General features: G+C 47.0%; 14 protein-coding genes. 3 read left to right on the top strand and 11 right to left on the bottom strand.

From position 1 onward, the window contains the following. Positions 1 to 3: 3 nt before the first annotated feature. The 11 genes from H141_RS0113115 to dapA all read right to left on the bottom strand — a co-directional run bounded on the left by H141_RS0113115 (position 4) and on the right by dapA (position 11656). Complete coding sequence (locus H141_RS0113115; protein WP_019676735.1) at positions 4 to 444, bottom strand: nuclear transport factor 2 family protein; 441 nt, start codon at positions 442 to 444, stop codon at positions 4 to 6. Further along, complete coding sequence (gene phrB, locus H141_RS0113120) at positions 437 to 1885, bottom strand: deoxyribodipyrimidine photo-lyase (RefSeq protein ID WP_019676736.1); 1449 nt, start codon at positions 1883 to 1885, stop codon at positions 437 to 439. The genes H141_RS0113115 and phrB overlap by 8 nt, the downstream gene beginning before the upstream one ends. Position 1886: 1 nt before the next feature. Further along, positions 1887 to 2828 carry a YbgA family protein gene (locus H141_RS0113125; RefSeq protein WP_019676737.1) on the bottom strand — a complete coding sequence of 314 codons (942 nt, stop codon included), beginning with the start codon at positions 2826 to 2828 and terminating at the stop codon, positions 1887 to 1889. Positions 2829 to 3121: 293 nt separating this feature from the next. Further along, complete coding sequence (ihfA, locus tag H141_RS0113130) at positions 3122 to 3418, bottom strand: integration host factor subunit alpha (protein WP_019676738.1); 297 nt, start codon at positions 3416 to 3418, stop codon at positions 3122 to 3124. Between the two features lie 2 nt (positions 3419 to 3420). Then, positions 3421 to 5808 carry a phenylalanine--tRNA ligase subunit beta gene (gene pheT, locus H141_RS0113135; protein ID WP_019676739.1) on the bottom strand — a complete coding sequence of 796 codons (2388 nt, stop codon included), beginning with the start codon at positions 5806 to 5808 and terminating at the stop codon, positions 3421 to 3423. A gap of 16 nt (positions 5809 to 5824) precedes the next feature. After that, positions 5825 to 6805 carry a phenylalanine--tRNA ligase subunit alpha gene (gene pheS, locus H141_RS0113140; protein ID WP_019676740.1) on the bottom strand — a complete coding sequence of 327 codons (981 nt, stop codon included), beginning with the start codon at positions 6803 to 6805 and terminating at the stop codon, positions 5825 to 5827. A gap of 119 nt (positions 6806 to 6924) precedes the next feature. Beyond that, entirely contained in the window at positions 6925 to 7620 is a 696-nt protein-coding gene (gene hda / locus H141_RS0113145; protein ID WP_019676741.1) for a DnaA regulatory inactivator Hda, read from the bottom strand. After that, positions 7621 to 8742, bottom strand: a complete 1122-nt coding sequence (locus tag H141_RS20265; protein ID WP_019676742.1) for a DUF2066 domain-containing protein — start codon at positions 8740 to 8742, stop codon at positions 7621 to 7623. A gap of 83 nt (positions 8743 to 8825) precedes the next feature. Beyond that, on the bottom strand, positions 8826 to 9545 hold the full coding sequence (gene purC / locus H141_RS0113155) for a phosphoribosylaminoimidazolesuccinocarboxamide synthase (RefSeq protein WP_276202894.1): 720 nt from the start codon (positions 9543 to 9545) through the stop codon (positions 8826 to 8828). 83 nt (positions 9546 to 9628) lie between these two features. Continuing rightward, positions 9629 to 10693 (bottom strand): outer membrane protein assembly factor BamC, encoded by a 1065-nt coding sequence (gene bamC / locus H141_RS0113160; protein WP_033425535.1) that lies wholly within the window; start codon positions 10691 to 10693, stop codon positions 9629 to 9631. A gap of 81 nt (positions 10694 to 10774) precedes the next feature. Beyond that, a complete protein-coding gene (gene dapA, locus H141_RS0113165; RefSeq protein WP_019676745.1) occupies positions 10775 to 11656 on the bottom strand; it encodes a 4-hydroxy-tetrahydrodipicolinate synthase in 882 nt (293 codons plus the stop codon). 180 nt (positions 11657 to 11836) lie between these two features. Here dapA and H141_RS0113170 point away from each other — a divergent pair, with 180 nt between their 5' ends. The 3 genes from H141_RS0113170 to H141_RS0113180 all read left to right on the top strand — a co-directional run bounded on the left by H141_RS0113170 (position 11837) and on the right by H141_RS0113180 (position 14118). Further along, entirely contained in the window at positions 11837 to 12358 is a 522-nt protein-coding gene (locus H141_RS0113170) for a glycine cleavage system transcriptional repressor (protein ID WP_026349451.1), read from the top strand. A 61-nt stretch (positions 12359 to 12419) separates the two neighbouring features. After that, on the top strand, positions 12420 to 12890 hold the full coding sequence (bcp, locus tag H141_RS0113175; protein WP_019676747.1) for a thioredoxin-dependent thiol peroxidase: 471 nt from the start codon (positions 12420 to 12422) through the stop codon (positions 12888 to 12890). A 106-nt stretch (positions 12891 to 12996) separates the two neighbouring features. Further along, positions 12997 to 14118, top strand: a complete 1122-nt coding sequence (locus H141_RS0113180) for a PQQ-dependent sugar dehydrogenase (RefSeq protein WP_019676748.1) — start codon at positions 12997 to 12999, stop codon at positions 14116 to 14118. The last annotated feature ends 3 nt before the right edge of the window (positions 14119 to 14121 follow it).

Raw genomic sequence — 14121 nt, forward strand, 5'->3', positions numbered from 1 at the left:
TAATCAGGTTTTTGCCATTCTGTGTTTTACTTGAGTAGTCGCCCAACCGAGTATGGGCAGGTGCTGATAAACCAGCTCAGTCAGATCGTAAAAATCCCGGTGATAGTATATGTGCTGGCCCCGCCAACGAAGCTCGGTACAGCCATGAACTTCAATTGCTTTGCCCTTGCCAATAGCAGGATGAGACAACGTCATTATCCAGCTGATAAAGCTAAGATTTTCATTATCAGACTGGCTCACTGGCTCGAATTTACAATAAGTCAGGCGCTGATATGCATGAGAAAAATAGGCGGTGAGTTGCTGCCGGCCATTTATCTGGTGCACCGGATCAATAAAAGTAATGTCTTCACTATAGATATCGGCAAGTCGGCTTAAGCCATCATGTGATAACGAATTATAGAATTGCAAAAAATCTGCTAATTTACTTTCAGCACATTTATTCATCGGACTTTTTTACCTCAGTAAACAACGCAAGGGTAATTTTACGGGCCTCAGCATGATCGATAATCGCCGGCCAGTAAGTTGACGGCGTTGTTTTTTTATGAGGCCAGTGAATTTCTTTATTATTAAATTGGGCTAATTCCGGTATAAACTGCCGGATAAATTTTCCCTCAGGGTCAAACCGTTCACTTTGGGTTACCGGATTAAAAATCCGGAAATATGGCGCCGCATCAGTTCCGGTTGACGCAGCCCATTGCCAGCCACCATTGTTTGCAGCAAATTCGCCGTCTATCAACTTCGTCATAAAATATCGCTCGCCCCAGCGCCAGTCGATATGTAAGTCCTTAACTAAAAAACTGGCGGTAATCATGCGGAGCCGGTTATGCATCCAACCCGTCTGATTTAACTGGCGCATCGCTGCATCAACAATGGGATAACCTGTTTTACCTTCGCACCAGGCATTAAACATCGATTTATTGTTGTGCCATCGGATAGCGGCTGTATCTGCCTGAAAAGGCCGGTGTTTGATCAGTTCAGGATAAGCCACCAGAATATGCTTATAAAACTCCCGCCAGATCAGCTCTGATAACCAGACACTGGCGCCGCTCTTTTCTTGTTCCAGAGTAGGCCCGGCTTCCATCTGTAAACGATTGACACATTGCTGAACCGATAGCACACCGCACGCCAGATAAACGGATAAACCTGAGGTGCCATTCAGGGCCGGAAAATCCCGGGTATCGTTATAATCAGCAACCTGTTGCTGACAAAACTGACGCATGTTTTCTAAAATCTGTTGCTCTGCCACCGGATAGTTTGCTGAACTATCATCACCATTTGCCATCCGGGCATAACCAAGTTGCTGCACCAGGTTATCAGCATCATATAATGCAGCGCTCTTCGCTTTCGGGAAGCAGCTAATGTCCTGCTCACGCAACCGCGCTAACCAATTACGTTTAAAAGGGCTAAATACTTTGTAGGTATCGCCACTCTGCGTAACAATACTGCCCGGTGGCATAATGCAGAGCCGGTCATACCAATTAACTGCAATACCGGCTTGCAGCAATCGCTGACTTATCAGTTTATCCCGCTGCTGCTCGCGTTGTTCATATTCGGTCTGGCCATACAAGGCTACCATGCCAGCATCTGCCAACTTAGTGAAAATTGGTACACAATCTTTATAGTTGCCGGCTTCTACTGTCAGCAATGCAATGTTTTGCTCATTAAGCTCAGTTTGCATTTGCTTGATCCGGCGCCGGATAAAGTCTTGTTTTATTGGCGCCATGTGATGCTGTTGCCAGGTGCCCGGCGTAGCAATAAAAATCGCGATTACCGCGCTTGCCGGATCTTTACCGGCTGCCGCTGCTGCATAATAAAGCGCTGCATTATCGTATGAACGTAAATCATTACGTAACCAGACTACATGAAGTGACGTACTATTTGCCATGTCAGGCTCGTAATCCTAATTGTTCCGGATAGGGGCTAAAGTATCTTTGCGCCGCAACATATTGATTGGGGTGCTGGCGTAAATAATGTGCCAGCAAGGTAAGTGGAGACATTAACGGTAAAAAACCCTGCCGATAACGGTGAATTAAGTCACTGAGTTCGTGCTTTTCAGCTGTCGTTAGAGACTTCTTCAAAAACCCCTGCAGATGCTGTAACACATTTGCATGTTGTTTTCGACTGGCGATATTCTTCAGCGCTTGCATTAAATCGGTCAGGTAACGGAGTGAAAGCTCTGCAGCATCAAATAATTTTGCACTGGCTACCAGCCTGCCTAATTCACGGTAGGCAACCGGACTGTGAGCCATCACCAGAAACTTATAACGGCTATGAAAATTAACCAGCCTGGCTACGCTGAAACCATCCTGCATCTGCTGTTGATAGTCATGGCAGGCATAAATTCGGGTAATAAAATTTTCACGCAAAGCGGGATCAAGTAAACGACCATCTTCTTCAACCGGCAACCAGGGATAGCGCTGCATTAACTGCCTTGTATAAATTCCTACACCGATTTTGCCGAGTTGTTGACCGGCTTCGTCGTATAATCTGACGCGCTCCATACCACAACTGGGTGATTTGGCGCACACCACATAGCCACTAAGTGACGCCAGCTCAGGCAACAGTTTTTCAGTGTACGCTAACATCGCTGACGTGTGATCAATAGCCGGATCCCGGCTTTGTACTAAGCTGATATTATGCTGGCTATCGCGTTGCAGACGTATGGCAGGCCTTGGAACACCAAGACCAATGGCTTGCTCCGGACATACAGCTATAAATTTCACTAATGGCTTTAACTGTTGCAGACAAAAAGTTGACGCTTTGTGTCCGCCATCAAAACGCACTGGCTCGCCAAGTACGCAGGCACTGATCCCAATTTTAATTGTCATACGCGGTAAGCTCTGAACATGTAATACATAAACCTGAATTATTGTTGCAACGCGACTATTACTTTACAACGGTGCTGAACTCTTTTCTTTACAGTGAATACCAGTGTACAGATCAGTTTGATGCTGAATATTTGCGATTAAAAATAGGACAAAAAAAAACGACAATTACCTGAAAGGTAACTATCGTTTTTCAAAAGCTTGGATTGGTCAGACATTCAATTACCAGAACCACAGTGCCGGTATGAATATGCACAAAAAACCAGCTGTACCGCAGGCAAGTCTGTTAACAATAATCAGACTTTACTGGTGCCGGTTTCAACCCGGGATTTTAACTTCTGACCTGGCCGGAAAGTAACCACGCAACGGGCTGATATTGGAATATCCTCCCCTGTTTTCGGGTTTCGACCGGGTCGTTCGTTCTTAACCCGTAAGTCAAAGTTACCAAAGCCAGATAACTTTACTTGTTCACCCGCTTCCAGCGCGGTACGAATTTCTTCAAAAAAAGCTTCTACGATCAATTTAGCATCACGTTTACTAACGCCAAACTTGGTAAACAACCGTTCTGCTAAATCAGCTTTGGTAAGCGCCATTCTTAATCCCTCAACGTTGCGTCGAATTCGTCTTTAAGCACGTTAACCACTTGATTTACAACAACTTGGATATCTTTATCCTCAAGAGTACGTGTTTTATCCTGCAAGGTCAGAGCAATAGCAAGTGACTTGTAACCGTCTGCCACACCCTGTCCGGTATATACATCAAACAATTTTAGGTCAACCAATTGATTTACGCCAACTTTTTTTATACTAGCAGTAATATCGGCAAAACGCACATCCGATTTTACTACAACAGCCAGATCCCGGCGGTTGGCAGGATACTTTGACAAATCTTCTGCTTCAACAATAGCACGCTGTCCAAGCGCTGCCAGTTCCAGTTCAAATAAATATGCTTTTCCTTTAATCCCTAATTTCCGCTCGGCTTCAGGGTGCAGTGCTCCAAGATAACCGACAACTTTATCAGCACGGATAACTTGTGCGGTTTGCCCCGGATGCAAGGCACTATGTTCAGCATGGCGGAAGGTAAATTCTGCAGTTGCCGACGTAAGACTCAGTAACGCCTCAACATCACCTTTTACATCATAAAAATCAGCGGCCCGCTCAGCAATTGCCCAATGTTCGTTGCTTAACGAGCCAACTACCAGCCCACCAATCACTTCAACCTGGCGCACACCACCCTCTGCTGCGCTATCTGGAATAAATTTAAGGCCATATTCGAAAAAACGCAGTCTTGACTGTTGCCGGTTCTGGTTATGTTGTGCAGCCTGAAGCAAACCAGGCCATAAATTGAGGCGCATCGCCGACATATCTGCCGAGATCGGATTAGGTAATACCAGTGCTTGCTGGCCGGGAAACAATATCTGCTGTACTTTGGGGTCAACAAAGCTGTAGGTGATAGCCTCCTGGTAGCCACGGTCTACTAACAGCTCACGCATCCGCTGCACACTTAACGCCGCTTCGCTGAATTTACGCATACTCAGTGCTGCCTGGGGTGCAACATTCGGTATGTTGTTGTAACCGTAAACCCTGGCAATCTCTTCAATCAGATCTTCACTGATCTGAATATCGAACCGGTAACCTGGTACCGTTACAGCCCAGCCATCAGCGGTGTCTGTCACCGCTAAACCTAAGCGGGTCAAAATATCGCTCACGTCCGCTTTAGCTATCGGATGGCCCAGCAAACGTAATAATTTTGCTTCAGATAAGCTGATTTCAGCTGATTTTGGCAAATGCTCCGCTGCGACGGCCTCTACTACAGGCCCGGCGTTACCGCCTACGATTTGCAGCAACAGTGCTGTGGCTCGCTCGATGGCAGTGCGTTGCAACTCTGGGTCAACTCCGCGTTCATACCGGTGTGAGGCATCAGTATGCAGCCCATATTGGCGCGCTTTACCGGCAATTGCCAGTGGTGAGAAAAAAGCACTTTCTAAAAAGATATGCTTGGTTTTGCCAGTAACGCCACTTTGTAAACCACCAAAGATACCCGCCATTGCCAGCGCTTTTTCACTATCGGCAATCAGTAAGGTATTGGCTTTTAATTCAACTTCCGATTCATCCAGCAACACTAACTTTTCGCCGTCACGGGCAAAACGCACATCAATATCACCTGCCAGCTCCTCTAAATCGAAGGCATGCATCGGATGCCCTAATTCCAGTAACACGTAGTTAGTCACGTCTACCACTGGATCGATACTGCGCACACCGCAGCGGCGCAATTTCTCGGTTAACCATAACGGGCTGCTCCGGCTAAGATCAACATCTTTAATCACCCGGCCCAGATAGCGGGGACAGGCTGCTGCGGCTGACAATTTAATCGCTTTTTGTTCGGTAATTGTTGGTGTAACAGCGGCAATTTCTGGCTGACAAACACTAAGTTTGTTTAACACCCCTACTTCGCGGGCCAAACCTTTGATCCCCAGGCAGTCGGCCCGGTTTGGTGTAAGGTCAACTTCAATAGTGCTGTCGTCCAGTTGCAGATAATCGCGCAGATCAGCGCCTAACGGTGCATCAGCTGGCAGCTCCAGAATACCGTCAGAGTCATCTGCCATACCAAGCTCAGAAAATGAACACAACATGCCATTTGACGGCTGGCCCCGTAGCTTAGCCTTTTTAATTACAAAATCACCTGGCAGCACTGCGCCAACTTTGGCCACTGCTACTTTTAAACCCAGGCGGCAGTTCTTAGCACCACAGACAATATCCAGTAATTCCGGCTGACCGACATTTACCTGGGTAACCTGTAGTTTATCGGCATCAGGATGAGGGCCACAGGCCACAACTTCACCGACTACCACGCCGCTAAATACGCCGGCAACCGGCTCAATACCATCAACTTCCAGACCCGCCATCGACAGTTGTTCAGATAAGGTTGCAGTATCAATAGCCGGATTAACCCACTGCCGTAACCATGCTTCACTAAATTTCATATTTGGAATACTCCGCTTACCTGAACTGCTTTAAAAAGCGTAAATCGTTTTCGAAAAAGGATCTGAGATCGGTCACGCCGTAGCGCAGCATTGTCAGCCGTTCCACACCCATACCAAAAGCAAAACCACTGTACACCTCAGGATCAATCCCGACTGAGCGCAGCACGTTTGGATGCACCATGCCACAACCCAACACTTCCAGCCATTTACCGTTTTTACCCATCACATCGACCTCTGCCGAAGGCTCAGTAAATGGAAAGAAGGACGGTCTGAACCTTACCTGCAAGTCCTCTTCAAAGAAATTCTGCAAAAAGTCATGCAAAATACCTTTGAGCTCAGTAAAACTGACATTTTTATCAACCATTAACCCCTCTACCTGATGAAACATCGGGGTATGGGTCTGATCGTAGTCGTTGCGGTATACCCGCCCTGGCGAAATAATCCGCAGTGGCGGTTGTTGTTGCTCCATGGTGCGGATTTGCACACCCGAAGTCTGGGTGCGCAACATCAGCTTAGGGTTAAAATAAAAAGTATCATGATCAGCCCGCGCCGGGTGATGCTCAGGAATATTTAACGCATCAAAGTTGTGAAAATCATCTTCGATTTCCGGGCCGTGTTTAACAGCAAAACCTAATTCGGTAAAAAAACTCTCAATCCGGGCAATGGTGCGGGTAACCGGATGCAGGCCACCGTCATCCAATTTACGGCCTGGCAAGGTCACATCAATCTGCTCCTGCGCCAATTTAGCAGCCAACTGAGCCTGTTGCAGTTGATCCCGCTTTTGATTCAGCGCGTCCTGAACTTGCTGCTTTAGTTCATTGATTTGCTGGCCAGCAATTTTGCGCTGCTCAGGATCCATAGCCCCTAATGATTTCAGCAGATCAGTTATACTGCCTTTTTTCCCCATAAAGGTTACCCTAACCTCTTCCAGTGCCGCTATGTCTGGTGCAGCGGTAACAGCTTGCAGTGCATTGTCTAATATCGCAGTCAGATTCATCTTTGTCCTCAAAGCAGCCAAGATAGTCAGTCAGATTAAAACCGCTAATGATACACCAAAATAGCGGTTAAAACGCAGTAGCTGACCGGCTTTTTTCGGCAAAAAACACCGATAAGTGGCTAAACAAGAATAGATTTAATAAAAGGAATGGTTAACTTACGTTGATGGATAATTGAGGCTTTATCGAGCTGGTCTAAAATTGCGACCAGCGAGCGGATGTCACGTTCATAGCGGTTTAGCAAAAAACGGGCAACATCATCACCCAATTCCATGCCCCGCTGATACGCTTTTTGTTGTAATAGTTTCTGTTTATCGTCATCTGTTAATAATCGTAGTTGCAAACTTTGGCAGGCATGCAGCCTGGACACCATATCGGCTAACTTAAAGCCCAGTTGCGACGGCGTCTGATTAGCAACGATAATTAAAGCTTTACCCTGTTCAACCATCCGGTTGTATAAATCAAACACCGCTATTTGCCAGCTCAAATCAACAGCTATTGCCTGAATATTGTCCAGACAAACAACATCCAGTTGTTCCAGATCATCCAGCAAACGCGGGCTTAGCTGCTGATAATCCTGCAGAGCCAACAGCTGGCTGGTTAAACCATGTTCCTGCGCATAAATACACGATGCGTACAGCAAATGCGACTTACCACTGCCACTGGCACCAAATAAATACAGCGGTGGCTGGCCAGCAGGATTTTGCAGGTAGTGCTTTACCACACTAACAGCTTCGGTCTGACCTGCAGCATAAAAGCTATCAAGTGTTTCATCCTCTGGCAGCGTTACCGCCAACGTATATTGCAGTGGTTGCATTTAACGTCTGAGAAACATGTATCTGGCATCGGCCAGCGATACCGGATGCAGCTGAACAGCAGGTTCAAGCCGATCGCTAATTGCAACAGCGGTTTTTGTACTTAGTCCGTTATCAGCCAGGGTTAATGCGGGCTCCCACTGCAAAATGCGGTTCAGCTGAGCAAGTTCTATTTGTAAATCTACAGCAAAACGCGCTTCATTCTCTGAAAATTCGCTTAGTGTTACCGCGGCTACTCCAAGCACACGATTTAATAGCCGCTCTACGGCCACCACATCAGCCAGGCTCTGCAGATTTTCAACTGCCAGCTGATACGTTATCTGCTCTGGGTTTAGCAGCACAGCCTGCTCTGACGCCAGATCACGGGTCAATGACGCACTGAATGCCGCTACCAGTTTTGGCATATCTGCCGCGGTAACTTCGTTGCGAATGATTCTGTTCTGATTAGTACCTGGCACCGGACTCTGCCGCTGCCAGGTCAAACGCAACAGCCTTTCGCCATCCTGAGTAATCTCATCAAATGCTACGGTCATGATCATATCAGGCCGGTAACGGGCACTTGCCTGGGTAATGGGTTGCCAGAAACCGGCCCAGACATCTGTTTCTGAAAGTTGCAATAAATCATCAATATCATAAAGTGGCAGGGTTACCGGAATACCATTTTCACTCAGACTCAGCAACAGCATCTGCACCAGTTCATTGTCTGGCTGGCGCAGAAAAAGGCGTTCAGATGCCTGTTGCCGGACAATCCATACTAATATTTCAGGACGGTGAGCACCCCAGATAGCAATACCCTGCTGTTGTAATACAACGTTAATCAAACTGGCATCAAGTAACACTTTTAAACGGCTTGAACCATTGCGGCGAAATGATTCAAATTGCTTAACATATTTACTGGCTTTATCAAGCTCACGGGCAATAGCAGGGTATTCGGAGAGGTCGGTAATCCCCGTCAATCGGGTAATAACCTGAGCAAGGGCATTACTTTGCCATTGGCGCTGGCTTTGATCAGCACTAACATCGGCAACATATAAGTTATCAACCTCAATAGCGCTCACCAGATTGCTGAACAGGACCAGCAAGGCTGCCAGCAACAGCTTAAAGGATTGCATCTGTTGCGCCATCTGAACTCCTCACTTATCGTTGTAACAGAATATGATTGTTGTATAACACAACAAAGCCACCTTTCGGTGGCTTTAATGCAGACTTAGTCTAACTTTACACCAAGCCGGTTGGCGACTTCTTCGTAGGCCTCAACAACCCCGCCAAGTCCCTGCCGGAAGCGATCTTTGTCAAGTTTCTTGCGGGTTGCCTTATCCCACAGCCGGCAACCGTCCGGAGAGAACTCATCTCCAAGCACAACCTGGCCATTAAACAACCCAAATTCCAGCTTGAAATCCACTAGCAACATACCGGCATCATCAAACAGTGCCTGTAATACGTCGTTTGCTTTAAAGGTTAAACGTTTCATTTCAGCTAATTGCTCAGCAGTAGCCCAGCCAAACGACTCAGCTAAAGATTCGTTTACCATAGGATCATGCAAGGCGTCGTTTTTCAGAAATAACTCAAATGTTGCCGGGCTAAGTGCAATTCCTTCAGTTACCCCCAACCGGCGAACCAGTGAGCCGGCAGCATAGTTGCGCACTACACACTCTACCGGAATCATCGCCAGCTTTTTCACCAGTACTTCATCGTCAGCCAGCAAGGCTTCAACTTGAGTAGGAATCCCTGCCTGCTCAAGTTTCTGCATGATAAAAAAATTAAACTTATTGTTTATCATGCCTTTGCGATCAAGTTGTTCAATACGCTCGCCGTCAAACGCTGAGGTGTCATTGCGAAAGTGAAGCACAAGTAAGTTTTCATCAGACGTGTTATAAACTGTCTTTGCCTTACCGCGGTACAATTCTGTTGTTTTTTGAACCATTATTCACTCCGATCGCCTGGCGAAAAAATCAGGCGAAAGTATAAAGATCTTTATGCTGTTAGCAAATCACTTTTTCGGTGTAGTACCTAAAGTTCCACTTTAGCAGCACGGATTGCCGCCACGAATGGCTGATAGGCCGCAACTATAGTATCAGCAGCTAACGGCTTACCGTCTTTGTTTAACAGGTTTATTACGGTACCTGCAGCACTGCGCTGCAGAACAATTTGATAGTCACTGTCTGCGATAGGTAATACCGGCGGCGGTTCCTGCCCCAGCAGGGTTGACCACATACCACGGCCAGGTTTGCTATAACTGACATAGTAAGTAAACGCTGAACGGTTAATATCATTAACGGTAAAGTTAAGTTGTTCAAATACTGGCTCTAACTGCGACCAGGTAACATCTATTGATTGCTGGGTAATAAACGCCGGCTCGCCCTCACTGTTAAGACCAGGCTCAAATCCTACCTCCGGTATCCGGTCCCGATTGGCGATGGCGGTCTCAATTTCAGCTATTGCCACCTGATTAATTAAACCATTGAGTAATGCCACTTCGCTATCTCGAGCCGCGGCCTTGTTTAACTGAGCTTGCTTATCAAAATACCTATGCTCCAGCAACGTGACTGTAACTGTTGCCGTGCGGCCATGTGGTCGCGGTTCAATATTAATAGCATAACGGGCTTCGTCTACCTGCTGTTCATCCTTCCAAAACCAGAAACCTTCACTGCGGTAGTTTTTAATCCAGCCTGATTCTAAACTCAGGTTGTCACTGCCAGTTGCATTGATATCAATATTTTCAGCAGCAAAGTAATTAGCAATTTGGGTGGTTAAGAACGGAATTAAGTCTCCGGTTAAGTCGTTTCTTTCGAACATCACTCTGGCCAGTTTTTCAGCTTCATCAGTTATCCGGCTACTGGATGCGGTAGCCAGCACGAGTACCGGTGATTTATCTGCTACCTCAGCAATCAAATTTTCACTTTGCGGAATATCATATTTACCCGGCTGACGAGGCGTTGCCAAGTCGGCTGGAATGTCCAGGTTCACTTGCTGACGTTGCGCACGGCTGTCGGGGTCATCTTTAAATAATGAACAACCGCTCAATAAAACGGTTGCCAACGACACAGTGATACAACTCTTTTTCCAATAATGCACCTGTACTACTCCTGAGAAAGTATTTCCATAAAATCCGGGCTTTAACAACCAGATTAAATTATTCAATAAAAAATCCAGACACTAAGCCAGCAAACCAGCTTGTTGCAATGCCTGTTCGATTATCCCATGATGAATTGGTTCCAGCTGGGTCAGTGGCAAACGCATAAAATCTGAGTTAATTAATCCCATTCGCTGCAGCGCCCATTTGGTAGGAATAGGGTTAGATTCTATAAAAAGCTGATGATGTAAGGCCTGCAATTGCTCATCCAACGCTTTAGCCTCTGTATATTGCGTTGCCAGGGCTAACTTACAGAGCCGGGCCATTAAAGCCGGAGCAACGTTGGCAGTAACCGAGATAACTCCATGACCACCGGCCTGCATAAACCCTAAACTGGTGGCATCATCGCCACTTAACAACGCAAAATCGGCAGGACAGCGCTGTTGCAGTTCAGTAAGTCGGTTAAGTGAGCCCGTCGCTTCTTTTATGCCAACAATATTATCTGTTAACGCCAGTGCTGCAACCGTTTCGGGAAGCAAGTCCACCCCGGTCCGGCCTGGCACGTTGTAGAGTAACACTGGCTTGGTTGTCGCTGCTGCTACCTGTTGAAAATGCGCCAACATACCCTTTTGCATTGGCTTATTGTAGAACGGCGTGACAGTAAGAAAGCCGTCTATCGCCAGCTTATCAAGCTCGCGTGTGCGACTAACCCCTTCGCTGGTAGCATTAGTACCATTGCCTGCCAACACTGGGATCTGGCCACTTACCTGACTTACCACCCGGGCCATCACATCAAGCTGTTCGGCAAAACTAATGGTCGCGGCTTCTGCAGTGGTACCCATGATAACCAGACCATCAGTACCTTGTTGTAAATGAAAGCCAATCAGATGCTCCAGCCCTTTATAATCGATTGTGCCATCCGGCAGCATAGGGGTTACTAAGGCAACAAAACTTCCACTGAACATCACGCTCACAAACTTCACCATAAACTCGGGCAATAATAAGGCGGCCTATGTTAAAGAGTGCAGCAGACAAACACAAGACGCGAAACTGATAATGCCAATAGTTAGCCCAACCTGCTTATGTTAAGCTTATTAGCCTGTTCAGAATCACTTTTTATTTCGAAATGTTTTGGTTGGAGTTATATGTCTCAACAACTGGTAATTACCGCTATTGGTGCCGACCGTACAGGTATCGTCAGTAAGCTGGCACGGCTGGTAACCGATTACAATGCCAATATTATCGACAGTCGAATGGCAGTATTTGGCAACGAGTTTACCTTTATCATGCTGATCCAGGGGGATCAGGCCGCCATTAGCAAGATTGAATATCTTATTCCTGCGCTCGGCCTGGAACTTGATCTGACTACTATGACTAAACGTACAACTGCCCGGCCCCGTACTCAGGTCGTTGTTCATTACGTATTGGAGTATTCAGGTCCTGATCGGGTTGGAACCCTGGGTGCAATTACTGGCTTGATGGCGAGCCACAATATTTATATTGGCTCTTTGCAATCAGCAACCACTTCAGATGAAAACAATAACGTGCTGTTGCATAGCCAGATGACGCTGGAGATCCCTGAAGGTGTTAAACCTGCAGCCATCGAATCTGAGGTAATGACACTGCTAAGCGAACTCAACCTTAATGGCACCTTCAGTGTCAGATAAACCTGTTGCAATAAGGCAGGCTGACAGTTAACCAGTACATTTTCAAAAATAAGGAGCTACCATGCAAACATTAACCCCGGGCCAGCAAGCGCCAGACTTTACCCTACCAGATCAACACAACCAGCCAGTTAACTTAAACGACTTACTCAAAGACAGCAGAGTGCTGCTGTACTTTTACCCGAAAGCCATGACCCCGGGTTGCACTGTTCAGGCCTGCGGTTTGCGCGACAGTCAGGCTCAGCTTGCTGAACATAGCGTAAAAGTAGTAGGTATCAGTATTGACTCCCCAGCCCGGCTGGCAAAGTTTGCTGAGCGCGACCAGCTAAATTTCACCCTGCTGGGTGATGAAGATCATCAGGTTGCCGACCAGTTCGGGGTGTGGGGTACTAAGAAATTTATGGGCAAGGTTTACGATGGATTACATCGCTTAAGCTTCCTGGTAAATCAGGACGGTAGCATTGCCCATGTTTTTGATAAATTTAAAACAAAAGACCATCATCAGGTGGTATTGGATTACCTGCAAGACAATTAAGGTCGTAGTAAAACGACATTTGTCGTGCCAACCGGCCATTCTGACCTGTCTGTATGTCAAATGCCGGCGTAACGGCTAGGATAAACAAAACCTTACAGGAGATGTTATGAATAAGCTGATTAAAACATTGTTAGGCAGTATTGCACTACTAAGCTGGTGCACAGGTTTGGCTGCACAAACTACCGAGATTAAATCTGAAAAAGCGACCATCCAACTCGACGTTGTCAGCGAAGGTCTGGAGCATCCCTGGGGCCTGGCGTTTTTAGCAGATGGCAAAATGCTGGTAACTGAGCGGGCTGGCCGGTTGCGGTATGTCAATGCTGATGGCAGCCTGAGCGAACCCTTAACGGGCTTGCCAGACATCACCGTTGCTGGCCAGGGTGGATTGCTGGATATTATTCTCCATCCACAATTTGCCACGAACAATCAGATTTTTTTCAGCTATAACGAACCTGGTGACGATGGCAGCAGCACCGCAGTAGCCAGAGCCACCCTTACCGATAACGCCATTACCAACTTGCAGGTTATTTTCAGTGCCCAACCAAAGTTTGCCAGCCGGCATCACTTTGGTGGCCGCTTAGTATTTGCCGACAACGGCGATTTGTTTATCACCCTTGGTGACCGCGGTCAGCGCCGTGACGATGCGCAAACCCTCGACACCCACCATGGTAAAGTAGTGAGAGTTAAAACCGATGGTAGCCCGTCAGCTACTAACCCTTACTTGCAGCAGGATAACGCCCTGGCTGATGTCTGGTCTTATGGCCATCGCAATATTCAGGGTGCAGCGTTGCATCCGCAAACCCAGCTATTGTGGACCCATGAACATGGGCCTCAGGGCGGCGATGAAATTAATATCGCCCGGGCTGACCACAATTACGGCTGGCCGGAAATTACCTATGGCGAAGAATATGGTGGTGGAAAAATTGGCAAAACCAACCAGCAAGGTATGGAACAACCACTGCACTATTGGGTACCATCGATTGCACCTAGCGGTATGGCATTTTATACCGGTGATCTTTTTAAACCCTGGCAGCAAAACCTGTTGGTAGGCTCGCTGAAATTTGGTCAGCTGGTCCGGCTGGAACTTAGTGACGAAAAAGTGACTCATGAAGAACGGATAATGATTGGCCAGCGGATTCGTGATGTGCGTCAGGGACCTGATGGTGCCGTATATTTATTAACAGATCAGAAAAATGGTCAGATTTTGCGTTTAACGCCAAAAAACTAGCAG

Source organism: Arsukibacterium perlucidum DSM 18276, from assembly GCF_000382165.1.
In the GTDB taxonomy this organism is placed as follows: domain Bacteria; phylum Pseudomonadota; class Gammaproteobacteria; order Enterobacterales; family Alteromonadaceae; genus Alishewanella; species Alishewanella perlucidum.